General features: G+C 70.3%; 21 protein-coding genes. 16 read left to right on the forward strand and 5 right to left on the reverse strand.

What is annotated here, in order from left to right; genetic code table 11:
• The first annotated feature begins 9 nt into the window (after positions 1-9).
• From K0H49_RS18855 to K0H49_RS18925, 15 genes are all read left to right on the forward strand, one after another.
• Positions 10-1,272, forward strand: a complete 1,263-nt coding sequence (locus K0H49_RS18855) for an ABC transporter substrate-binding protein (protein ID WP_219215740.1) — start codon at positions 10-12, stop codon at positions 1,270-1,272.
• Positions 1,269-2,096, forward strand: a complete 828-nt coding sequence (locus tag K0H49_RS18860) for an ABC transporter ATP-binding protein (protein ID WP_219215742.1) — start codon at positions 1,269-1,271, stop codon at positions 2,094-2,096. The genes K0H49_RS18855 and K0H49_RS18860 overlap by 4 nt, the downstream gene beginning before the upstream one ends.
• On the forward strand, positions 2,083-4,188 hold the full coding sequence (locus K0H49_RS18865) for an ATP-binding cassette domain-containing protein (protein WP_219215744.1): 2,106 nt from the start codon (positions 2,083-2,085) through the stop codon (positions 4,186-4,188). The genes K0H49_RS18860 and K0H49_RS18865 overlap by 14 nt, the downstream gene beginning before the upstream one ends.
• A 40-nt stretch (positions 4,189-4,228) precedes the next feature.
• On the forward strand, positions 4,229-5,944 hold the full coding sequence (locus K0H49_RS18870) for a flotillin family protein (protein ID WP_219215746.1): 1,716 nt from the start codon (positions 4,229-4,231) through the stop codon (positions 5,942-5,944).
• 18 nt (positions 5,945-5,962) lie between these two features.
• Positions 5,963-6,199 (forward strand): hypothetical protein, encoded by a 237-nt coding sequence (locus tag K0H49_RS18875; protein WP_219215749.1) that lies wholly within the window; start codon positions 5,963-5,965, stop codon positions 6,197-6,199.
• A complete protein-coding gene (locus K0H49_RS18880) occupies positions 6,196-6,882 on the forward strand; it encodes a ferredoxin reductase (protein ID WP_219215751.1) in 687 nt (228 codons plus the stop codon). The genes K0H49_RS18875 and K0H49_RS18880 overlap by 4 nt, the downstream gene beginning before the upstream one ends.
• A 170-nt stretch (positions 6,883-7,052) precedes the next feature.
• Positions 7,053-7,475 (forward strand): Zn-ribbon domain-containing OB-fold protein, encoded by a 423-nt coding sequence (locus K0H49_RS18885; RefSeq protein ID WP_219215753.1) that lies wholly within the window; start codon positions 7,053-7,055, stop codon positions 7,473-7,475.
• Between the two features lie 20 nt (positions 7,476-7,495).
• A complete protein-coding gene (locus K0H49_RS18890; RefSeq protein ID WP_219215755.1) occupies positions 7,496-8,656 on the forward strand; it encodes a thiolase family protein in 1,161 nt (386 codons plus the stop codon).
• Positions 8,653-9,498: an IclR family transcriptional regulator gene (locus K0H49_RS18895; RefSeq protein WP_219215757.1), complete on the forward strand. Its 846-nt coding sequence runs from the start codon at positions 8,653-8,655 to the stop codon at positions 9,496-9,498. The genes K0H49_RS18890 and K0H49_RS18895 overlap by 4 nt, the downstream gene beginning before the upstream one ends.
• The gene (locus K0H49_RS18900; protein ID WP_219215759.1) at positions 9,495-10,661 is read left to right on the forward strand and encodes a CaiB/BaiF CoA transferase family protein; all 1,167 of its coding nucleotides are present in this window, start codon (positions 9,495-9,497) and stop codon (positions 10,659-10,661) included. Before K0H49_RS18895 ends, K0H49_RS18900 begins: the two co-directional genes overlap by 4 nt.
• Positions 10,662-10,704: 43 nt before the next feature.
• Complete coding sequence (locus K0H49_RS18905; protein WP_219215761.1) at positions 10,705-11,559, forward strand: alpha/beta fold hydrolase; 855 nt, start codon at positions 10,705-10,707, stop codon at positions 11,557-11,559.
• A complete protein-coding gene (locus tag K0H49_RS18910; protein WP_219215764.1) occupies positions 11,556-12,902 on the forward strand; it encodes a metal-dependent hydrolase family protein in 1,347 nt (448 codons plus the stop codon). Before K0H49_RS18905 ends, K0H49_RS18910 begins: the two co-directional genes overlap by 4 nt.
• 36 nt (positions 12,903-12,938) lie before the next feature.
• Complete coding sequence (locus K0H49_RS18915) at positions 12,939-13,904, forward strand: Bug family tripartite tricarboxylate transporter substrate binding protein (RefSeq protein WP_219215765.1); 966 nt, start codon at positions 12,939-12,941, stop codon at positions 13,902-13,904.
• 39 nt (positions 13,905-13,943) lie between these two features.
• A complete protein-coding gene (locus K0H49_RS18920; RefSeq protein ID WP_219215767.1) occupies positions 13,944-14,741 on the forward strand; it encodes a short-chain dehydrogenase/reductase in 798 nt (265 codons plus the stop codon).
• Entirely contained in the window at positions 14,738-15,604 is an 867-nt protein-coding gene (locus K0H49_RS18925) for a fumarylacetoacetate hydrolase family protein (RefSeq protein ID WP_219215769.1), read from the forward strand. Before K0H49_RS18920 ends, K0H49_RS18925 begins: the two co-directional genes overlap by 4 nt.
• 80 nt (positions 15,605-15,684) lie before the next feature.
• On the opposite strand, the gene K0H49_RS18930 is transcribed toward K0H49_RS18925, so the two are convergent.
• Complete coding sequence (locus K0H49_RS18930) at positions 15,685-15,960, reverse strand: hypothetical protein (RefSeq protein ID WP_219215772.1); 276 nt, start codon at positions 15,958-15,960, stop codon at positions 15,685-15,687.
• 71 nt (positions 15,961-16,031) lie between these two features.
• Positions 16,032-16,469, reverse strand: coding sequence for a GNAT family acetyltransferase (locus tag K0H49_RS18935; protein WP_219215774.1), 438 nt, complete (start codon positions 16,467-16,469; stop codon positions 16,032-16,034).
• 519 nt (positions 16,470-16,988) lie between these two features.
• Here K0H49_RS18935 and K0H49_RS18940 point away from each other — a divergent pair.
• Positions 16,989-17,777 (forward strand): class I SAM-dependent methyltransferase, encoded by a 789-nt coding sequence (locus tag K0H49_RS18940; RefSeq protein WP_219215776.1) that lies wholly within the window; start codon positions 16,989-16,991, stop codon positions 17,775-17,777.
• 151 nt (positions 17,778-17,928) lie between these two features.
• Here the strand turns inward: K0H49_RS18940 and hutG are convergent, their stop codons facing one another.
• From hutG to hutI, 3 genes are all read right to left on the reverse strand, one after another.
• Complete coding sequence (hutG, locus tag K0H49_RS18945) at positions 17,929-18,750, reverse strand: N-formylglutamate deformylase (protein ID WP_219215778.1); 822 nt, start codon at positions 18,748-18,750, stop codon at positions 17,929-17,931.
• Complete coding sequence (locus K0H49_RS18950; protein WP_219215780.1) at positions 18,747-20,132, reverse strand: formimidoylglutamate deiminase; 1,386 nt, start codon at positions 20,130-20,132, stop codon at positions 18,747-18,749. Before K0H49_RS18950 ends, hutG begins: the two co-directional genes overlap by 4 nt.
• 139 nt (positions 20,133-20,271) lie before the next feature.
• Positions 20,272-21,486, reverse strand: a complete 1,215-nt coding sequence (gene hutI, locus K0H49_RS18955) for an imidazolonepropionase (protein WP_257624997.1) — start codon at positions 21,484-21,486, stop codon at positions 20,272-20,274.
• Position 21,487: the final 1 nt, after the last annotated feature.

Genomic DNA, 21,487 nt, shown 5'->3' on the forward strand with positions numbered 1-21,487 from the left:
GAGACACGCATGACGCATCGATACGCAACTTCCCGCCTGTGCCGGCTGCCGCTGGCGCTGACCCTGGCGTTCGGCACCGGCGCCGGCTTCGCGCAGCAGCCCTCGCAGACGATCAAGGTGGGCGCGCTCGCCTCGATGGAGGGCGCGTTCACCGTGCTCGGCCAGGACGGCATGCGCGGCATGGAGCTGGCGCTCAAGGAGCGCGACTACAAGGCCGGCGGCAAGACGATCCAGCTGATCAAGAGCTCGTCCAACGGCAGCCCCGACTCGGCCCTGTCGGCCGCGCGCAAGCTGGTGGAGCAGGACAAGGTGGACATCGTGGTCGGGCCGACCTCGGGCTCCGAGGGCATCGCGGTGAAGAACTACGCGCGCACGCGGCCGGGCGTGACCTTCCTCAACGGCTCCTCGGCCGCGCAGGAGACCACGCTGCGCGAGCCGGCCGCCAACTTCTTCCGCTTCGGCACCGACGGTGCGCAATGGATGGTGGGCCTGGGCTCCTATGCGGTGCAGAAGGGCTTCAAGAAGGTCGCGGTGATCGCCGAGGACTACGCCTTCCCCTACTCGCAGGTCCAGGGCTTCATGGCCGAATTCTGCAAGGCCGGCGGACGGGTGGTGGACAAGGCCTGGGTGCCGCTGGGTACCAAGGACTATTCCTCGGTGATCGCCAAGCTGCCCGACGGCATCGATGCGGTCTACGTGGCGCTGGGCGGCGCCGACGCGGTCAACTTCCTCACGCAGTACGAACAGCTGGGCGGCAGCAAGCCTTTCATCGGCGGCTCGATCACGGTCGACCAGACCGTGCTCAGCTACAAGGGCAAGCGCCGCGACGCGCTGATAGGCACGCCCTCGGCCAGCCCGATCGCCGACAGCTGGGACGACCCGCAGTGGCGCAAGTTCGTGGCCGCCTACAAGGCGCAGTTCAAGGACGGGTTCTCGAGCCCCTCGCTGTTCGCGCACGGCTACTACGTCAACACGCTGGCCATGCTGGATGCGCTCGACGCCGTCAAGGGCGACCTGTCGAACGAGCAGGCAGCACTGCGCAAGACGCTGGCCACAGTGCCGGTGAAGACGCCCACCGGCGAAGTGCGCCTGGACGAGAACCGCAATGCCATCGCCAGCATCTTCCTGACCGAAGTGGCCAAAGCGCCGGACGGCACGCTGTACAACAAGGTCGTGAAAGTCACGCCCAACGTGAACCAGCAGTTGGGCCTGTCGAAGGAAGACTTCGCGAAGATGGGCCTGGGCAGCCGCACCAACCCCGAGTGCAAGTGATCACCGCACGCAGCGACACCCTGCCGGCGCAGGCCGGCGGCAGCCACGGCAGCGCGGCCGGCTTCCTGTCCGGCAACGCACTGGAGCTGCACGCGGTGAGCCGGCACTTCGGCTCGCTGCGTGCGATCGACGACGTCTCCTTTACCGTGCGGGCCGGCGAGCGCTACGGCGTGCTGGGCTCCAACGGCGCGGGCAAGACGACGCTGTTCAACGCCATCACCGGCGACTTCCCACCGACGGCAGGGCGCGTGCAGCTGTTCGGCGAGGACGTGACCACCCTGCCCGCGCACGAGCGCGTGCGGCGCGGGCTGCGGCGCACCTACCAGACCTCGCTGCTGTTTCGCGAGCTTTCGGTGCGCGACAACATATTCCTCGCAGTGCGCGGCGTCGCCGCGGGCCGGCTTAGCCTGCGCCGGCCCGCGGCCGGCGCGCCCTCGCGCGAGGCCACCGAGGCGCTGATCGCGCAGGGCCGGCTGCAAGCGCTGGCCGACACGCCGGTGGCTGCGCTGTCGCACGGCCAGCAGCGCCAGCTGGAAATCACGATGGCATTGGCCGGCTCGCCGCGGCTGATCCTGTTCGACGAGCCGGCCGCCGGCCTCTCGCCCGCAGAACGCCGCGAACTGATGGCACTGCTCACCGGCCTGCCGCGGCACATCGGTTTCGTGATCATCGAGCACGACCTGGACATCGCGCTGTCGGTGGTCGACCGCGTGACCGTGATGCACAACGGTCGTGTGCTGGTGCACGGCACGCCGGAGGAAATCCAGCGCAACGACGACGTGCACGCGATCTACATGGGAGAAGGCCGTCATGCGCACCACTGAGGATTCCACCAAGCGCACGGGTGCGCCGGCACTGGTGATCGAGGGCCTGGACGTGCACTACGGCCAGGCGCACGTGCTGCAGTCCGTCTCGCTCGCGCTCGACGCGGGCGTGCTGGCGGTGGTCGGGCGCAACGGCATGGGCAAGACCACGCTGTGCCGCGCCATCACCGGCATGGCGCCCGCCACCGGCTCGATCCGCTTCCGCGGCCACGAGTTGCGCGGCCTCGCGCCCGACGAGATCACGCGCCTGGGCGTGGCCTATGTGCCACAGGGCCGGCGCGTGTGGCGTTCGCTCACGGTCGACGAACACCTGCAGCTGGCCTCGCGCACCGCAAGGCGCGGCGCCTGGACCGTGGCCCGGGTCTACGATGCGTTCCCGCGCCTGGCCGAGCGCCGGCGCAACGGCGGCGCGCAGCTCTCCGGAGGCGAGCAGCAGATGCTGGCGATCGGCCGCGCGCTGCTGTTCAACCCCAGCCTGCTGGTCATGGACGAGCCGACCGAAGGCCTGGCGCCGGTCATCGTCGAGCACGTGGCCACGCTGCTCAAGGCGCTGGCCGACGAAGGCAGCATCTCGATCCTGCTGATCGAGCAAAACCTGGGCGTCGCGCTGGAGGTGGCCGAGCGGGTGGCGGTGATGGTCAACGGCCGCGTCGCACACACCGTGTCGTCACAGGCGCTGGCGGCCGACAGCGCGCTACAGCAGCGCCTGCTCGGGCTGCAGGCCGGCGCCGCGGCGCATGGCGAAGCCACCGAGGCGCCGGTGGATGCCGCTGCATCGGCCGCGCTTACCACCGCGCAGGTCGTGCTGCGCGTGCGGCGTGCCGCCGACGACGACTTCGATGTCGCGCGCAGCGCACCGGCCACGCAGGGCCTGCCAGAGCCCGTCGCCGACGCACGGCCCGCACCGCCGATCGACAGGGCCTCGACGCTGGCGCCCGCCGGCCCGGCGGTGCATCTGCTCGACCTGGCGGGAGCGCAGGCCGAACTGCAGTGCGTGCAGCAGCAGTTGAGCAAGGCCGGACGGCGCTGCGTGCTGGCCCCTGTGCCCATGGCGATGGCGCAGGGCCAGGCGGCCGACACGCTGCGCGCGCAACTGCGCGCCCGCGACGATCTGGCCGGCCTGCTGGTGCTCGCCGGCCCCGGCGACGAGGCGCTGGCCCGCGCCGTGGTCGAAGGGCTGCCGATGGCGCTGCCCAAGTTCGTCGTCGGCGTGCGCGGCGGCGACCCGCAGCCCACCGCGCAGGCCTTCACGGCGCGCACGCTGCCGGGCGCGTTCAACCGCGTGAGCCAGGCTGTGCTGTCGCAGGTGGCGGCCAGCCTCGCCGCGCTGGTCGCGCAACAGGCGCCCGCCGCCACCGGCAGGCCCGTGGTGTGCATCACCACCGCCGACCTCGGCGACGGTGTCGCGCGCCAACTGGTGCGCACGCTGGAGCCGGCCCACGAATGCCTGCTGCTGCGCATGGACGCCGCGGGCGAGCGCAGCCTGCCCGGTCTTATCGATTCGGGCCTGCTGGCCGGCGTGATCGACCTGGCCCCGCTGGACGTGGCGCGCACCGCGCTGGCGCCGCCCCCGGCGCGCCCCGACGCCGGCGGCGATCGCTTCACGCGTCTGGCGCGTACCGGCCTGCCCTACCTGAGCGCCGGCCTCGCGCTGGACCTGCTGCACTACGCCAGCGAAGCCGCGATGCCCTCGGCGCTGCACGGACGCGCGGCCGGGCGCAACGGCGAAGGCGAGGTCTTCCTGCCGCTCGACACGGCCGAGGCCGAGCGCGTGGCCGCGCACCATGCGGCGCAGCTCAACGGTCTGGTCGGCCCGGTGCGGTTGCTGCTGCCCGCGGTCGGCGGACAGGCGCTGCGGCGGCTCGGGCTCTACCAAGACGCCGCGCCCGCGCAGCTCGCGCTGCACCGCACGCTGGCGCGCCAGTTCCGCGCCACCCCCACGCACCGGCTGCAGGAGACGGGCCTGGCCTTCGACGATCCGCGCTTTGCCGACAGCCTGGGCCGCGCCTGGCGCGAGATCGCCACCGCACCCGTCTCCACTCCCCACGATCCGCGCCAGCGCAGCCGCGCGCGCGATGCCTTGCAAGCTTGAACCCGAGGACACCATGAACGGCACCGATTTTGGAATTTTCTTGCTGACGTTGCTGACGATCGCGATCGTCGTCGTCATCCTCTACTGGCTCTTCCGGTGGCTCTACGTACGCTCGTCGAAGGACCGCGCTTTCGTGCGCACCGGCCTGGGTGGCCAGCGTGTGGTGCTCGACGGCGGCGCCTTCGTGCTGCCGGTGATCCACGACGTGACGCCGGTCAACATGGGCACCGTGCGGCTGGAGGTGGCGCGCGGCCAGCAGAGCGCGATCATCACCAAGGACCGCATGCGCGTCGACGTCACGACCGAGTTCTATGTGCGCGTGCAGGGCTCGCGCGAGGGCGTGGCCGCCGCGGCCCAGACGCTGGGCCCACGCACGCTGCAGGTCGACAGCCTCAAGGAGCTGTTCGAGGGCAAGTTCATCGATGCGCTGCGCACCGTGGCCGCCACGATGACGCTCGAGGACCTGCACGAGCACCGCGGCACCTATGTGCGCGCCGTGCGCGAGGCCGTCGCCGAGGACCTGCTCAAGAACGGGCTGGAACTCGAGGCCGCCTCGCTGACCGAGCTCGACCAGACGCCGATGGAGTTCTTCAACCCCAGCAACACCTTCGACGCCGAGGGCCTGACCCGGCTCACCGAGCAGATCGAGCGGCGCAAGAAGGAGCGCAACGACGTCGAGCAGAGCACGCTGATCGCGATCCGCAACATGAACCTCGCGACCGAGAAACAGGTGCTGGAGATCGACCGCGAGAGCGAGTACGCGCGGCTCTCGCAGCAGCGCGAGATCGAGATCGCCCGTGTGCGTCAGCGCACCGAGCTCTCGCGCGAGCGCGCCGAGCGCGAACGCGAGGCCGAGGAGGTGCAGATCGTCGCCACCCAGGCGATCGATGCTGCGCGCATCCGTTCGGAGCAGACCACCGAGCAGGAACGCATCCACAAGGAACGCGCGCTGCAGACCAGCGAGGTGGAACGGCGCACCGCGCTCGACCTGGCCGAGCAGCAGCGCAACATCTCGATCGCCGAGCAGTCGCGCCGCCAATCGCAGGCGCAGGCGCTGGCCGAGGCGGCGCGCGGCGAGGCCGTGGCGGCCGAGGAGCGCGTGGCCACGCTGCGCGAGGTCGAGGTGGCCGAGCGCCGCAAGGCCATCGACCTGATCGGCGCCGCGCAGGCCGGCGAGAAGGAAGCGCTGCGGCTGCAACTGGCGGTGGGCGCCGAACGCAACGCGGCCGTGGCACGCGGCGAGGCGATCCGCCTGCAGGCCGAGGCGGAGGCCGATGCCGAGCGCATCCGTACCGCGTCGTCGCGCATCCGCGCCGAAGCCGATGCCGATGCCGCGCGGTTGATGAACGAGGCGCAGAACATGCTGACACCCGATGCACGCACCTCGGCCTTCCGCCTGCACCTGGTCGATCGTCTCGAAGGCATCATCCGCGAGTCGGTCAAGCCCATCGAGCGCATCGAGGGCATCAAGATCCTCAACGTCACGGGCCTGGGCGGGCATGGCGGCATGGGGGGTCCCGGAGACGGCGCGGGCCCGCAGGGCCTGGCCGAGCAGGTGGTCGATTCCGCGCTGCGCTACCGCGCCCAGGCGCCGCTGATCGACAGCCTCCTGCGCGAGATCGGTGTCGAGCCCCGCCATGGACTCGACGGCATGGCGCAGTCGATGCTGCCGGCCGCCGCGCTCGCCCACGATGCGCGCCTCACGCATGCGACCGGCACCGCGGCGCGCGACGGGGACAGCCCCGAGGCGGCCTGAGGGCGCGGAGGTGATCCATTGACCGCGCCGCCGTCCCGTCCCTTCTTCGGCCGGATCGTCCGCGCGGATGCGCCCACCGTGCCGGGCACGGTGCCCGCCCGGCCGCTGGACGCCGCACCGCCCGCGCCCGCGCCTGCGCCGCGGCGCGATGCACCAGAGGCCACCTTCAACGGCGTGCCTGTGTCGGCGGCCCAGCATTGCTGCGGCAAGGCCTGCAAGCACTGCCGCATCTACTGGGGCCTGCGCAAGCCATGACGGATGACGACGCTTCCTTCCCCGTGCGCGTGCTACGCAAGTGGCATGAGGCCGAAGGTGTGGTCGGGCTCGAGCTGGTCGCATTCGATGGCGGCAAGCTGCCGGCCTTCATGGCCGGTGGCTCGCTCGAACTGACGCTGCCCGGCGGCATCGCGCGCAGCTATTCGATCGCCAATGCGCCGACGGAGCGCCACCGCTACCTGCTGGCCGTGCTGCGCGAGCCCGCATCGCTGGGTGGATCGGCCGCCGTGCATGAACGCCTGCGCGAGGGCGACGTGCTCCCCGCGCGCGGCCCCTGGGACGATTTCCCGCTGGCCGCCGGTGCGGTGCACTCGCTGCTGCTGGCCGGCGGCATCGGCATCACGCCCTTGGTCGCCATGGCGCATCAGCTGTACCGCCAGGGCGCCCCCTTCACGCTGCACTACGCCGCCCGCGGCGTGCACGCCGCCGCATTCGCCGCGCAACTTCGCGCCGCGCCCTATGCGCACCGGGTGTGCTGGCACTTCAGCCACCGCGGCGTAGGCGAACGACTCGATTTCACGGCCGCGCTCGCGCGCGTGCCATGGCTGTCGCACGTGTACGCCTGCGGCCCCACCGCCTTCGTCGCGCAAGCCGTCGAGGCGGCACGCCGCTGCGGCTGGCCCGAAGAACGGCTGCACATCGAAGCCTTCGGCACCCGCTGAGCGAGGCTGCGCTGGCGCAGCGCGGCGCGGGTCGCCTCCCCACCCTTCATCGATCGACCCCCGTTTCCACTCAGTGAAACGGAGGGTTTGTCCGGGACGCATCTTGTCCGGTGGATTTTTATACTTTCATTCATAGGAATTAACTTCCATTTAACGGAAGTTAGACACGAATGATGCCAATCCATCAAAGCGGCGGTGCTGCCATCGAAGGGGCCCTGTTGCCCGAAGCACAGGTGATGCGCGCTGCCGACGGCGCGCTTGCGCTGCGGGCCAGCCGATGCCGGGCCTGCGGCCAGCCGACGTTTCCGCGCACGGACGTCTGCCCTTTCTGCCTGGGCGAGGAGAACGAGGACCTGGCGCTGGCGGGTACCGCCACGCTCTACGCCTTCACGCAGGTGCACATCGCGCCGCGCCACTGGCAGACGCCCTACCTGATCGGCTACGCCGACTTCGACTGCGGGCTGCGCCTGTTCGCCAAGCTCAACCCACACACGTCCTGGGCGCCGGGCGCCACGGCGCGGCTGCACGTCGAAGCCGTGGCGGCCGGCACGGGCACCGGCGAGGTCGCCTACCGCTATCACCTGGGCGCCTGAAGGCCCTCGCCACAAGACACATGAACACTTCCACTCTTCGTCCCGTGAGCGTGCTGGGCACGGGCATCGTTCCCTTCGCGAAGTACCCCGATATCCCGGCGCCGCGCATCGCGCGCCCGGCCGTGCTGGAGGCTCTGCTCGAGTGCCGCCTGCCACGCGACCGGCTGCAGAAGCTCTTCTGCGGCTCGGCGCTGGGCGGCTGGATGATGGGCCAGCGCATCGCTCGCGAGACCGGCCTTACGGGCCTGCCCGTGGTCAACGTCGAGAACGCCTGCTCGTCCAGCGCCACCGCCTTCCACGAAGCGGTGGTGGCCATCGGCAGTGGCCTGATCGACTACGCGCTGGTGGTCGGCGTCGAAAAGCTTTCGGCGCTGGGCGGCGGCACGCTGCCGCTCGACGGCGAGGACATCGAGGTGGCCAACGGCATGGTGATGCCCGCGCTCTACGCGATGCGCGCACAGCGCTACCTGCACGACGGCGGCTACACCGCGCACGATCTCGCGGCGGTGTCCGTGAAGTCGCGCCGCCACGGCGCGCTCACGCCCTATGCGCAGTACCGCGAGCCGGTCACCGTCGAGCAGGTGCTGGCCTCGCGGCGCGTGGCGGATCCGCTCACGCTGCTGCAGTGCTGCCCGGCCAGCGACGGCGCGGCCGCGCTGGTGCTCGGGCCAGCCGACGGACGCCACGCCTCGATCGCGCGGCCGGTGCGCGTGCTCGCGAGCCATCTCACCTCAGGCCGCTTCGTCAGCGGCGCGCGCGACATGACCACGCCCGAGATCACGGTGCGCTGCAGCGCCGAAAGCTACGAGGAGGCAGGCCTCGGGCCGCAGGACCTCGACGTGCTCGAATGCCATGACGCCTTCTCGATCGCGGAGCTGCTCTACTACGAGGCGCTGGGCCTGTGTGCGCACGGCGAGGCGCCCCGGCTGCTGCACGACGGCGCCACCTCGCTGGGCGGCAGTTGCGTGGTCAACCCCAGCGGCGGTTTGCTCTCCAAGGGCCACCCGGTGGGCGCCAGCGGTGCCGCGCAGATCGTCGAGATCGTGCGCCAGCTGCAGGGCCGCGCCGAACAGCGGCAGGTGGCGGGTGCGCGCCATGGCCTCACGCACGTGACCGGCGGCGGCACGGCCGGCTTCGATCACGGCGCCTGCTGCATCCACATCTTCGGGAGCGCGGCATGAACGCGGCGCGATTGCCCCACGGCACGCCCGCGAAACGGGCGCCCCCCGGCACCGCAACCGCCGAACGCGAGACCGGCACCGTCGCCCGCGTGCTGATGGTGCTGCGCGAGATCGCCGCGGCGCCTGCGCCGCTCGCGATGAAGGAACTGGCGGACCGGCTCAACCTGCCGCTGTCCACCATGCACCGGCTGCTGGAGTTGCTGGCGCGCGAAGACATGGTCGAGCGCGATGCCGCAACGCGCACCTTCCGTCCGGGCCCGGCCTTCTTCCGCATGGCCAGCCATGTGGTGGGCCGGATGCCGATCCGCGCACTGGCCGCGCCCTTCCTGCAGGCGGCCGTGCAGGCAGTCGACGAATCGGCCTACCTTTGCCTGCTCGATGCGCGGGCCTGGCGTGTGCAGTTCGCCCGTGCCGCGGAATCGACCCACCTGCTCGACTACCGCGTGCCACTGGACACGCCGCTGCGCCTGACCACGGGCGCCTCGGGCCTGTCGATCCTGGCCTGGCTTGAGGTCGAGCGCGCGCAGGAGATCGTGGCCGCCGAAGTCGAGCGCGGCGAGCTGAGCAAGGCCGAGGCGCAGCGCGTGCTGGCCGCGCTGCCGCCGATCCGCACCCGCGGCTACGCCCACACCTTCGGCCAGCGGATTCCCGGTGCGGTGGGCATCTTCGCGCCGGTATTCGACGCCAGCGGCACGGTCTGCGGCAGCCTCGGCTTCACCGTGCCCGAGCTGCGCTATGCGAAGGCTGCGCACGAGCGCCTGGCGGACACCGCGCGGCAGCAGGCGCAGGCCCTCTCGCGTGCGCTCGGGCAGGCCGAGGAACGCACAAAGGCCGCCCGATGAGCACCGCAGCGGCAGCCGCCGCGCCGCTCGCAGGCCTGCGCGTGCTGGACTTCACGCAGTTCCTCTCGGGCCCTTTCGGCACCATGATCCTCGGCGACCTGGGCGCCGACGTGGTCAAGGTCGAGCCGCCTCAGGGCGAACTCGCGCGCACCATTCCGCCGCACTTCGCGGGCGCCGACAGCCTCTACTACCTGGGCGTGAACCGCAACAAGCGCAGCGTGGTGGCCGAGCTGAAGAACCCCGAGGACGTCGCGCGCGTGCGCCGCCTGGCGCTCGCGGCCGACGTCATCGTCGAGAACTTCAGGCCCGGCGTGATGGACCGGCTCGGCCTCGGCTATGCCGCACTGTCGGCCGCCAAGCCCGCGCTGGTCTGGTGCTCGATCAGCGGCTTCGGCCAGGAGGGCCCGTGGCGCGACTGGCCGGCCTACGACATGGTGGTGCAGGCACTCTCGGGCGGCATGAGCCTCACGGGCGAGCCCGAGGGCAGGCCGGTGCGCGCCGGCGTGCCGCTGGCCGATCTGTCGGCCGGCCTCTATGGCGTGATCGGCATCCTGGCGGCGCTGGCCGAGGCACGCGCCAGCGGCAAGGGCCGCTGGGTCGACATCGCCATGCTCGATTGCCAGCTCGCGATGCTGAGCTACCAGGCCGCCTACTACCTGCACGCCGGCCAGGTGCCCGGCCCGCAGGGCAGCGCGCACGATTCGATCCCGACCTACCGGGCCTTTGTCGCCGGCGACGGCGCCAGCATCATCGTCACCGCCAACACCGACGCCATGTGGCAGCAGATGGCGCGCGTGCTGGCGCGCGAAGACCTGCTGGCCGACGCGCGCTACGCGAGCAACGCCGAGCGCTTTCGCCACCGCCATGCGCTGTGGACCGAACTCGACGCCGCCTTCCTGCAGCGCCACGCGGCCGATTGGGCCGCACGGCTGATGGCGGCCAGCGTGCCAGCCGCCGTGGTCACGCCCGTCGATGGCGCGCTCCAGAGCGCGCATGCGCAGGCCCGAGGCATGGTGCAGACGCTGCACAGCGACAGCGGCGACGCGCTGCGCGTGGCGGCCAGCGCGATCCGCTTCCACGGCGAGACGTCGCCTGCGGGGCGGCATCCGCCGCCGCTGGGCCGCGACACCGACGAGGTGCTGCGCGAATGGCTGGGCGCCTGAACGCACACCCGGCTCCCTCTCCTTTCTTCAGGAACCCCGAACCATGATCACCTACCCCCTCGACGTGCAGGGCGTGCTGACCCGCGTCCTCGAAGCCGGCCCGGCTGACGGCCCGCCGATCCTCTTCCTGCACGGCACGGCCAACCACGCGGGACGCTGGACGCACAACCTCGCGGCGCAGGCCGCGGCCGGTCGCCGCGCCTTTGCCATCGACCTGCCGGGCCATGGCTTCGCGCAGAAGGACGCGCAGGCGCTGTGCACCGTGCCCGACTACGCCGACTTCGCCGCGGCTTTTCTCGAACAGATGTGCCCGGGCCGGGCCGCGGTGGTGGTCGGCACCTCGCTCGGTGGCCATGTGGCGGCCCGGCTGACCGTGGCGCGCCCGCAGGCCGTGCGCGCCCTGGTACTGGTGGGCAGCATGGGATTGGTGCCCATCGGCGCCGATGCGCGGGCGCGCATCCAGGGCGGCGCGAGCAAGCAGAGCCGCGACGCGGTGGCCACCAAGTTCACCCGCATCGTGCGCGACCCGCGCCTCGTCACGCCGCAGTGGATCGACGAGGAGCACCGCATCAACAACTCGCCGGGTGCGGTCGATGCGTTGACACGCCTGGGCCGGTACATCGGCGAGCGCCTCGACGACGACGTGGCCGGACCGCAGCTGGCGGCGGTCGACGTGCCCAAGCTGCTGGTCTGGGGCGCGGTCGATCCGGTCGTGCCGCTGGCGATCGGCCAGGCCGCGCACGCGCTGCTGCCCGGCAGCCGGCTGGCGGTGATCGCCGACACCGCGCATTCGCCCTATCTCGAGAACGCGACGGCCTTCAACCGACTGCTCGACGAATTCCTCGCCGGCACGCTGGGCACGCGCGCGATCGCCGACGTGGAGCTGGCCCGACAATGAGCCGCTACATCACCCACGGCATGCTCATCGATGGCAGCGGTGCGCCGCCCCAGCCGCTGCAGTGGCTGCGCATGGACGAAGGCCGCATCGCCGAAGTCCGGCTGGTCGACGACGCGGCGGCGCCGGTGCCGCTGCCCGCGGACGCCGACATCGCCTTCGATGCCACGGGCCTGACCGTGATGCCCGGCCTGATCGACGCCCACTGCCACCTGAGCTACGGCGAGGCCCGCAGCATCGAGGAGCAGGACCTCTACGGTTCGGCCGAATACCGCGCGCTGCGCGCGGGCTGGCATGCGGGCAAGGTGCTGCGCTCGGGCGTGACCTCGGTGAGCGATCCGGGCGGCAGCTGGAACGTGGCCGTGGCGGTGCGCGATGCGATCCGCGCCGGCATCGTCGACGGCCCGCGCATGTCGGCCGCCGGCAAGTACCTCACCACGCAGACCGGCCTGGCCGATTATTTCCCCAGCTGGGTCGGCACGCCGCCCTCGGGCGTGGGCGCACTCACGCATGACGTGTCGCAGATGCTCACCGAAGTGCGGCGCCAGGTGAAGAACGGTGTCGACTTCGTCAAGGTCGCGGCCAGCGGCGAATCCTCGACCCTGACGCCGGGCGGCGGCAGCGTGCCGGCCTTCCGCAGCGAGGAGCTCAAGGTGATCGTCGACGAGGCCCACCGCCATGGCCGCCGCGCGGCCGCGCATGCGCGCAGCGGCGTCGCGGTGGTCGACTGCATCGACGCCGGCATGGACTGGATCATGCATGGCGACTACATGACGCAGGCGCAGTGCGACCGCCTGGCCGCGAGCGGCATCCCCTTGTGCCCGACGCTGACCTTCATGGCGAACATCGCCGACTACGGCCACCTGGTGGGCTGCTCGGCCGGGCGCATCGAGCGCATCCGCCACACCTTCGAGACGGCCATCAAAGTGCTGCGCCATGCCTACCGCAACGGCGTGACCCTGATCACGGGCACCGACAGCGGCTTCTCCATCACGCCCTTCGGGCAGTGGCACGCGCGCGAGCTCGAGATCTTCGTGGAGCACATCGGCATGACGCCGCTGGAGGCTATCACCTGCGCCACGCGCAATGCCGGCTTCACGGTCGACCCCGGCCAGGTCGGCGTGCTGGCACCGGGCATGTGGGCCGACATCCTGGTGATCGACGGCGACCCCGCGCGCGACATCCGCGTGCTGCAGGAGCAGCACCGCGTCCGCGCGATCTTCAAGGCCGCGCGTGCTGTCGACCTGCATCCGGCACGCGATGCGATCGAGCGCTGGCCCTGGGAGCGGGTCATGACCGTGTCCGCCACCGAGCTGCACTGGCACAGCGTGCGGGGCACGCAATGAGTGCGTGATTCCACTTCCCACCCGACGGAGACAACCATGAAAAAACAATTGAAGTGCATTCTCATCACGCTGCTGGCCGCCAGCGCCACCTGGGCCTCGGCGCAGTTCCCGGCGCCCGGCAAGGCGATCACCATCGTCAACCCCTACCCGCCCGGCGGACTGGGCGACATGATCGCTCGTGCGGTCGCGCGCCAGATGAGCGACTCGCTGGCGACGCCGGTGATCGTGGAGAACAAGTCCGGCGCCAACGGCGCCATCGGCACGGCCTTCGTGGCCCGCGCACAACCCGACGGCTACACGATCGGCTCTGTGCCCATGAGCACGCTGGCCATCAACCCGTTGATCTACAAGAACCTCGGCTACCAGCCGCAGGAGCTGACGCCGCTGTCGCAGGCCGTGACCTTCGCGAACATCCTCGTGGTGCCGGCAAGCCTGCCGGTGAACAGCCTCGCCGAGCTCCCGCCCTACATGCGCGCCAACGCCGCCGCACTCAACTTCGCCTCGCAGGGCAACGGCTCCAGCGGCCATCTCGAAGGCGAACTGCTCAACCAGGCCGTGGGGGCGCGCGTGACGCACGTGCCCTACACCGGCAGTGCCCCCGCCATGCAGGACCTGCTCTCGGGCAAGGTGCAGCTCATGTTCGAGACCGTTCCGGCGGCCATGCCCTTCATCAAGAGCGGCCGCATCAAGGCGCTGGGTGTGGCGAGCGCCACACCCCAGCCGCAGGCTCCTGAGGTGCCACCGATCTCGACGGTGCTCAAGGGCTTCGAGGCCACCAACTGGATCGGCATGGTGGCGCCGCCGCATCTGCCGCCAGCCATCGCTGCCAAGCTCAACGAGCACATCGTTCGTGCCCTGCACTCGCCCGACGTGGCCCGGCTCGCGCAGGAACGTGGTGTGATCGTGGTGGGCAGCACGCCCGAGGAACTCGCGCGCGTGATCGCCGCCGACACGCGCAAATGGGGCGAAGTGGTGCGCGAAGCGAAGATCAAGAATGACTGAGACGATCGATGCGTGCTCCGCACGCCTGGAGGCACTCCCATGGACATGAAACTGCGCGGCCGCCGGGTCGCGATCACGGGCGCATCGGCGGGCATCGGCGCCGCGACCGCGCACGCCTTCGCGGCCGAAGGCGCCCACCTGCTGCTGTGCGCGCGTGACGCGACGCGCCTGCAGGCCTTGGCCGATGCGGTGCATGCGCAACACGGTGCAGCGGTGGAGGTCGCACCCACCGACCTGCGCGATGCGGATCAGCTGCAGGCCTTCGCGCGTCGCCTGAGCGACATCGACATCCTGGTCAACAACGCGGGCGACATTCCCGGCGGCACCTTGCTGCAGGTGGACGACGTGCGCTGGCGCCAGGCCTGGGAGCTCAAGCTGATGGGCTACATCCAGCTGTGCCGTCTGGCCTACGAGACCCTGCGCGGGCGCGGCGGCGTGATCGTCAACAACATCGGCGCCGCGGGCGAGGCCGCGAATTTCGGCTACATCGCGGGCGCCACCGCCAACGCGGCCCTGATGAGCTTCACGCGCTCGCTGGGTTCGATGAGCCTGTTCGACAACGTGCGCGTGGTCGGCGTGAACCCGGGTGCGGTCGGCACCGAACGCTCACGCCAGCTCAAACGCGCCGAGTCCATTCGACGCTGGGGCGACGACGCGCGCGTGCAGGAACTGTTCGACGAACTGCCGCTGGGCCGGCCCGCGCATCCCGAGGAAGTGGCCGACCTGATCGTGTTCCTGGCCTCGCCGCGCGCGGCCTACATCAGCGGTTCCATCCATACCATCGACGGCGGCGGCGGCAAACGCCCCCCTCAACCCGCAGGCACCGTATCCTCATGAAACTGGTCTCCTTTCTCTCCGCCCAAGGCCCGCGTCTGGGCGCCATCGAAGGCGACGATGTGGTCGATCTGGGCGCCGGCCCGGAGGGCGTGACCGACCTGGGCACGGCACTCGCGCAAGGCCGCGACCTGAGCGCGCTGCTGTCGGCAGTGCGCGCCAGCGCGCCACGCCATGCGCTGGCCACGCTCCAGCTCGCACCCGCCGTCGCGCGCCCGGGCAAGATCGTCTGCCTGGGCCTCAACTACGCCGACCATGCGAAGGAAGGCGGACGCGAGCGCCCCGAACATCCGTGGATCTTCCTGCGCAGCGCCACCTCACTGGCTGCGCCCGGCGCGCCCGTCAAGCGCCCGCGCATTTCCGAGCAGCTCGATTTCGAGGCCGAGCTGGCCGTGGTGATCGGTCGACGCCTGCACCAGGCCAGCGGGCCGCAGGCGCTCGACGCGGTGTTCGGCTATGCCTGCTTCAACGACATCTCGGTGCGTGACTACCAGCGCCGCACGCCGCAATGGACCCTGGGCAAGAACTTCGACGGTACCGGCCCGCTCGGCCCCTTCGTGGCCACGGCCGACGAACTGCCGCCGGGTGCGGAAGGCCTGCGCATCCAGTGCCGGCTCAACAGTGCGACCGTGCAGGACGCGAACACCCGCGACATGCTCTTCGGCGTGCAGGAGACGCTGGTGCTGCTGAGCGAATGCATGACGCTCGAGCCCGGCGACGTCATCGCCATGGGCACACCCGCCGGCGTCGGCGTGGCACGCCAACCGCCGCTGTGGATGAAGCACGGCGACACGGTCGAGGTGGAGATCGACGGGCTCGGGGTGCTGCGCAACCGGATCGAGGACGAGGCAGAGGCTCGGGCCTGAGCAAATGGCGGCGCTGCTGAGCGCCCATGGACAGGACCTTCGCAACCGAGGCAGCGTGACGGGCGTCACGTTCGGTGGTGTCAGAACCAGGGTCGTGACGAGGTCTCGGCGTCCATGGCCGTGGGCCTGAGCGAACCGATCAGCGCTGCGGAAAGATAGAAGCCAGCTGCCGCAACCAGCGCTTGAAGCACGTCGCCCAGTCCGGGGATCCAATGCCAGGGCAAGTTGAAAAGCACCACGGTCGCCACGAAGGAAAACAGACCCAGTCGCGCGCCCTGCCCGTAGATCGTCAGCGTTCGGCCCCGCAGGGGAATCTCGATCCTAGGGTCTCCGCGCAGCTTCTGCAGTGTAGTCATGGCCATACCCCTGAGTTGATCAATGCATGCTTCCGAGATTCTCAGCTGCGGCCAGCGGTGGCGTCGCACAGTCAGGCACCCGGGATGTTGGCAGCGACTTTCTTCCCCATGCTCACACGCGGTTCGACAGCGAAACCCAGCGCCTCGTAGAACGCCGCCACGCTTTCATTGCCGCTCACGATCTGCAGATTGATCTTCATGCAACCGCGACGCGTGAGTGCTGCCTCGGCATGGGCGACCAGTGCCGAGCCGACGCCCCGTTGGCGGTACAGCGGATGCACCGCCACGCTGTAGAGCCATCCGCGATGCCCGTCATAGCCGGCGAGCGTGGTGCCGATAACCCTGCCGTCCCGCAAGGCCACGAAAAAAAATCCGTCATTGGCTTCGACTTTCTTGTCGATGGCCACACACGCATCGTTATGGCCCCCCGCGTGGCCGAAGACCTGCTGCCAAAGCGAGACGACTTGCGTTCTGTGCGTGTCGTTCGAGTACAGGTCGATCCGAGTCATGGTTCATTCCTTTGCCCTGCGTGATGGCTTCGTGGACCCGGTGCGCCCAGCGTCTGCATTGCTTCGAGTGCCGCACCCGCTTCGATCCGATTCGCCAGGCAGAAGATTCCTCGTTTGGACGCCGAATCGATCTCACCGGGGGTCATCGCGCATGTACGGCCTTCTTGAAGGGTTGCCCTTGGTTGACGGCCGTCACGACCGAAGCCATGGTAGGTTGGCACCGCCACCGGCGCTTCAAATCCCAGTTTCTCAACCAGAACCACCGACGATCGTATCCTCGGTGAACGCTGCCACTGATTTTCAGTGGCCGGAAGCGACAGTACGGAAAGCCTGCCAGGCGCTCACCTTGCCAAGAGGGCTGCATGACGAACTGGCTCAGGCAGATGACCGGCTTCGCCTGTGGCGAGTTGCGCAATGAACCGCCATCGTTTCCCCGGCAGGCGTCGTGTGATCGGCGAGCGCCCGACGACCCCGGAAGGGCGAGGCATAAACTGAAGGCCATCGCACGGGAACGCTGAAATGCCACAGTCTCACACCACCGCTTCGACCCTCCACCACGCCGCAGCCGATGGCTATCTCACCGCGGCAGACAGCTATGTGCGCGGCAGGCCCGACTATCCGCCCGAGATCACGGCTTGGCTGCGCGACACACTTGGACTGACTGCAGGCAAGACGGTGGTGGACCTGGGCGCGGGCACCGGAAAATTCACCCCCCGCCTGGTGGCAACAGGCGCCAAGGTGATTGCCGTGGAGCCGGTGGCGCCGATGCTTGCCAGGCTCTCGGATGCATTGCCGCAGGTCGAGGCGCTATCGGGTACGGCGACGGCCATGTCGCTGCCGGATGCATCCGTCGATGCGGTGGTCTGCGCACAGGCCTTTCACTGGTTTGCCACGGCCGAGGCGCTGAGCGAGATTCGGCGTGTGCTCAAGCCTGGCGGTCAGCTGGGCCTCGTATGGAACATGCGGGATGCCCGTCTGGATTGGGTCGCGCAGCTCGACCGCATCGTGAACCAGGCCGAAGGCGATGCACCGCGCTACTACACCGGGGCCTGGCGCAAGGTGTTTCCGGCCGCAGGCTTCGGGCCGCTGCAGGAACAGCATTTCTCCCACGGCCATCACGGTGCCGTCGAAGACGTGATTCTCCATCGGGTGCGATCGACCAGTTTCATCGCCGCGCTCGCGGCTCCGGAGCGCGCGAAGATCGAAGACCAGGTGCGAGCGCTGATCGCAGCGACGCCGGCACTGCGCGGCAAGGAATCCCTCACGGTGCCGTACACGACGGCGGCATTCAACGCCGTGAAGCGCTGACTGGGACCTGATCGACGCCATGCGATCGAGGTGCTTCGGCGTCGCGGCCCTGCGCCTGTATCGCCGGCTTGCAGACGCGCAGCAAGCTCGGCCCCGCACTGTATCGATCTCGTTGCGAAGGCCTCATGTACGCCCCAATGAAGCCGGCCTGTCAGCCACGCGGCGTCTCGACGAAAGCCAGCACCGCCTCCAGCATGCGCCGCACATGCGGCTGCACGCCCGCGGCGGCCGCGGGCAGATAGTCGAAGGGCAGCGCCTCCTGCATGTAGCTCGACTGCGTCATCTCCAGCTGCACCGCATGCACGTCCTGCGCGGGCTGGCCGTGGTGGCGCGTGATGTAGCCGCCGGTGAAGCGGCCGTTGAGCACGCCGGTGTAGCCCGGCGCGTTCTCCGCGATGCCGCGCAGCGTCTGCGCGAGCGCGGGGTCGCAGCTCGTGCCCTTGCCGGTGCCCAGGTTCAGGTCGGGCAGCTTGCCTTCGAAGAAGCGTGGCAGCACCGAGCGGATCGAATGCGCATCCCACAGCGCGGCGATGCCGTGCTGCGCCTTGATGCGCGCCAGCTCTTCGGTGAGCTTGGCGTGGTACGGGTGCCAGATGGCGTCGCGGCGCGCGGCGATCTCGGCCTCGTCGGGCCCGTCGTCGGCCGCTGCATAGATCGGCGTGTCGTCGAAGGTGTCGACCGGGCACAGGCCCGTGACGCTCTGGCCCGGGTAGAGGCTGGCGCCGTCGGGCGCGCGGTTGAGGTCGATCACATAGCGCGAGTGCGTCGCGACCAGCACGGAAGCGCCGAGCGCGTCGGCGAAGTCGTAGAGGCGCTCGAGGTGCCAGTCGGTGTCGGGCACCTGGCGCGCCTCTTCGGTGAAGCGCGCGGCCAGCGCGGGCGGCACGTGCGTGCCGACATGCGGCATCGAGATCAGCAAGGGGCGCGCGCCCTGGCGGAAGCGGAAGGCGGGTTCGGTGGTGTGAAAGCTCATGGCTTGTCCTCCTGAAGCAAATGGCGGCGCGCGGCCACGAAGCCGGCGGTGGCGCTGTCGTGCAGCGGATGGCGACCGGCCTGCACGCGCGGGCGGCCCGCGACCCAGACCGCATCGATGGCGTTGCTGCGGTGGCTCGCAAAGACGTGCGACGAGAGCATGGTGGGCGCATCGAGGCTCGCGAGCGCGGGGTGCGCGGCGTCGAGCACGCTGAAATCGGCCTGCTGCCCGACCGCGAGGCCGCCCAGCGCACGGCCCGAGGCGCGCGCCCCGCCTTGCACCGCGGCCAGCGTCATGGCCGTGGCCACGTTGGGCTGTGACGGTTCTGCCGCGACGTTGCGCCGGCGCGTGGCCAGGCGCTGGCTGTATTCGAGCATCAGCAGTTCTTCGGCCGCGCTGACGCAGATGTGGCTGTCGGAACCGATGCCCCACACGCCATCCGCCGCGCGCCAGGCGGGCAGGTCGAAGAGGCCGTCGCCGAGGTTGGCCTCGGTGGTCGGGCACAGGCCCGCGACGGCGCCGCTGGCGGCCGCGCGGCGGTACTCGTCGGCGTCCATGTGGGTGGCATGCACCAGGCACCAGCGCGCGTCGACCGGCGCATGGTCGAGCAGCCAGGCGACCGGGCGCTGTCCGCTCCAGGCGATGCAGTCGTCGACCTCCTGCGTCTGCTCGGCGATGTGGATGTGCACGGGCGCGCCGGCGTCGATGGCGTCGAGCCCGGCCAGCGCCTCGCGCAGCGCATCGGGCGGCACCGCGCGCAGCGAGTGCGGTGCCAGGCCGAGGCGCGCGCCCTGGGCGTCGCACAGCGGCTTGAGCTTTTCGAGCAGGCGCAGCATCGAATCGGTCGAACGGATGAAGCGCCGCTGTCCTTCGTTGGGCGGCTTGGCGCCGAAGCCGCTGGTCTGGTAGAGCACCGGCAGCAAGGTGAGGCCGATGCCCGCGCGCTGCGCGGCGCGCATCAGCGCGTGCGCGAGTTCGGCATCGTCGGCATAGGGCCGGCCGTCGCCCTGGTGGTGCACGTAGTGGAACTCGCACACCGACGTGTAGCCCGCTTCGAGCATCTCGACATAGAGCCCGAGCGCGATGGCTTCGAGTTGCGCCGGATCGAGCCGCAGGGCGAAGCGGTACATCAGCGTGCGCCAGCTCCAGAAGCTGTCACTGGCCTCGGCGCCACGGAACTCTGTGAGGCCGGCGATGCCGCGCTGGAAGGCGTGCGAATGCAGGTTGGGGGTGCCCGGGATCAGCGGGCCCTTCGTCGTGGGCGTGGCTTCGGTGTCGGGCTCGACGTGGGTCAGTCGGCCCTGGTCGTTCCAGGCCAGGCGGACGTTGCGGGCCCAGCCGGTGGGGAGCAGGGCGTGGGCTGCGATGAGGGATTGGGTCATGGGTGTCGTTGGAGAAGGACGCCCTTCTCCCTCTGGGAGAGGGCAGGGTGAGGGCATGGGCGGTGGATCGGGCGCAGGTTGTGTGAGGCTGCAGCCCTCACCCCCGCCCTCTCCCAGAGGGAGAGGGGGCAAGACCGGCTCACAGCACCACCCTCCCCTGCCGCACCACACCACGCACCGGCCGCTGCCCGAACCAGTAGGCCAGTTCCGCGGCTTCATTCAGGTCCCACAGCACGAAGTTCGCCGGCACGCCGGCAGCGATCGCGCCATGCGTGTCCTGCAGGCCCAGCGCGCGTGCCGCATGCACCGTGACGCCCGCGATGGCTTCGGGCACCGTCAGGCGGAACAGCGTGCAGGCCATGTTGGCCATCAGCAGCAGGCTCAGCGCGGGCGAGGTGCCCGGGTTGTGGTCGGTCGAGACGGCCATCGGCACGCCGGCCGCGCGCAACGCGGCGATCGGCGGCACCATGGTGTCGCGCAAGGTGTAGAAGGCGCCGGGCAGCAGCACGGCCACGGTGCCGGCGTCGCGCATCGCGTCGATGCCGGCCTGCGAGAGGTGTTCGATGTGGTCGCAGGACAGCGCGCCGTAGCGCGCGGCCAGCGCCGCACCGCCCATGTCCGACAGCTGTTCGGCATGCAGCTTGACCGGCAGGCCCAGGGCTTTCGCCGCCTGGAACACGCGCTCGGTTTCTTCCAGCGAGAAGGCGATGCGCTCGCAGAACACGTCGACCGCATCGACCAGGCCTTCGGCAGCCAGCGCGGGCAGCATCTCGTTGCACACCAGGTCGATGTAGTCGCCACTGCGCCCCGCGTACTCTGGCGGCAAGGCATGGGCGCCGAGGAAGGTGGTGCGCACCGTCACGCCATGCGCTTCGGCCAGGCGGCGGGCCACGCGCAGCTGCTTGCGCTCGTGGGCCAACGCCAGGCCGTAGCCCGACTTGATCTCGATCGCGCACACGCCTTCGGCCAGCAGCGATTGCAGCCGTTGCGATGCGCTCGCGAACAGTTCGTCTTCGCTGGCTTCGCGTGTGGCGCGCACGCTGGAGACGATGCCGCCGCCCGCCTTGGCCACTTCTTCATAGCTTGCGCCGGCCAGCCGCATCGCGAACTCGTTGGCGCGCTGGCCGCCGTAGACCAGGTGCGTGTGGCAATCGACGAGGCCGGGCGTGACCAGCGCGTCGCCGCCGTCGTGTGCAGGCAGCGATGCGAATGCCGCCGGCAGCTCGGCATGCGGGCCGACCCAGCGCACGGTCCCTTGTTCCACCACGATGGCGGCCTGCACGCCGGCATCGGAGGCGAGCCGCAGGCCGGTCCACAGGCCGTCGGCCGAAGGCGAGGCATCGAAGGTGTTCATC

This window comes from Variovorax boronicumulans, from assembly GCF_019352895.1.
GTDB classification, from domain to species: Bacteria; Pseudomonadota; Gammaproteobacteria; order Burkholderiales; family Burkholderiaceae_C; genus Variovorax; species Variovorax boronicumulans_A.

Excerpts from the sequence above, each read along its gene's own strand:
- K0H49_RS18855 (WP_219215740.1), top strand. The coding sequence starts at position 10 with ATGACGCATCGATACGCAACTTCCCGCCTGTGCCGGCTGCCGCTGGCG.
- K0H49_RS18865 (WP_219215744.1), top strand. The coding sequence starts at position 2,083 with ATGCGCACCACTGAGGATTCCACCAAGCGCACGGGTGCGCCGGCACTG.
- K0H49_RS18880 (WP_219215751.1), top strand. The coding sequence starts at position 6,196 with ATGACGGATGACGACGCTTCCTTCCCCGTGCGCGTGCTACGCAAGTGG.
- K0H49_RS18885 (WP_219215753.1), top strand. The coding sequence starts at position 7,053 with ATGATGCCAATCCATCAAAGCGGCGGTGCTGCCATCGAAGGGGCCCTG.
- K0H49_RS18890 (WP_219215755.1), top strand. The coding sequence starts at position 7,496 with ATGAACACTTCCACTCTTCGTCCCGTGAGCGTGCTGGGCACGGGCATC.
- K0H49_RS18895 (WP_219215757.1), top strand. The coding sequence starts at position 8,653 with ATGAACGCGGCGCGATTGCCCCACGGCACGCCCGCGAAACGGGCGCCC.
- K0H49_RS18900 (WP_219215759.1), top strand. The coding sequence starts at position 9,495 with ATGAGCACCGCAGCGGCAGCCGCCGCGCCGCTCGCAGGCCTGCGCGTG.
- K0H49_RS18905 (WP_219215761.1), top strand. The coding sequence starts at position 10,705 with ATGATCACCTACCCCCTCGACGTGCAGGGCGTGCTGACCCGCGTCCTC.
- K0H49_RS18910 (WP_219215764.1), top strand. The coding sequence starts at position 11,556 with ATGAGCCGCTACATCACCCACGGCATGCTCATCGATGGCAGCGGTGCG.
- K0H49_RS18915 (WP_219215765.1), top strand. The coding sequence starts at position 12,939 with ATGAAAAAACAATTGAAGTGCATTCTCATCACGCTGCTGGCCGCCAGC.
- K0H49_RS18920 (WP_219215767.1), top strand. The coding sequence starts at position 13,944 with ATGGACATGAAACTGCGCGGCCGCCGGGTCGCGATCACGGGCGCATCG.
- K0H49_RS18925 (WP_219215769.1), top strand. The coding sequence starts at position 14,738 with ATGAAACTGGTCTCCTTTCTCTCCGCCCAAGGCCCGCGTCTGGGCGCC.
- K0H49_RS18930 (WP_219215772.1), bottom strand. The coding sequence starts at position 15,960 with ATGACTACACTGCAGAAGCTGCGCGGAGACCCTAGGATCGAGATTCCC.
- K0H49_RS18935 (WP_219215774.1), bottom strand. The coding sequence starts at position 16,469 with ATGACTCGGATCGACCTGTACTCGAACGACACGCACAGAACGCAAGTC.
- K0H49_RS18940 (WP_219215776.1), top strand. The coding sequence starts at position 16,989 with ATGCCACAGTCTCACACCACCGCTTCGACCCTCCACCACGCCGCAGCC.
- hutG (WP_219215778.1), bottom strand. The coding sequence starts at position 18,750 with ATGAGCTTTCACACCACCGAACCCGCCTTCCGCTTCCGCCAGGGCGCG.
- K0H49_RS18950 (WP_219215780.1), bottom strand. The coding sequence starts at position 20,132 with ATGACCCAATCCCTCATCGCAGCCCACGCCCTGCTCCCCACCGGCTGG.
- hutI (WP_257624997.1), bottom strand. The coding sequence starts at position 21,486 with ATGAACACCTTCGATGCCTCGCCTTCGGCCGACGGCCTGTGGACCGGC.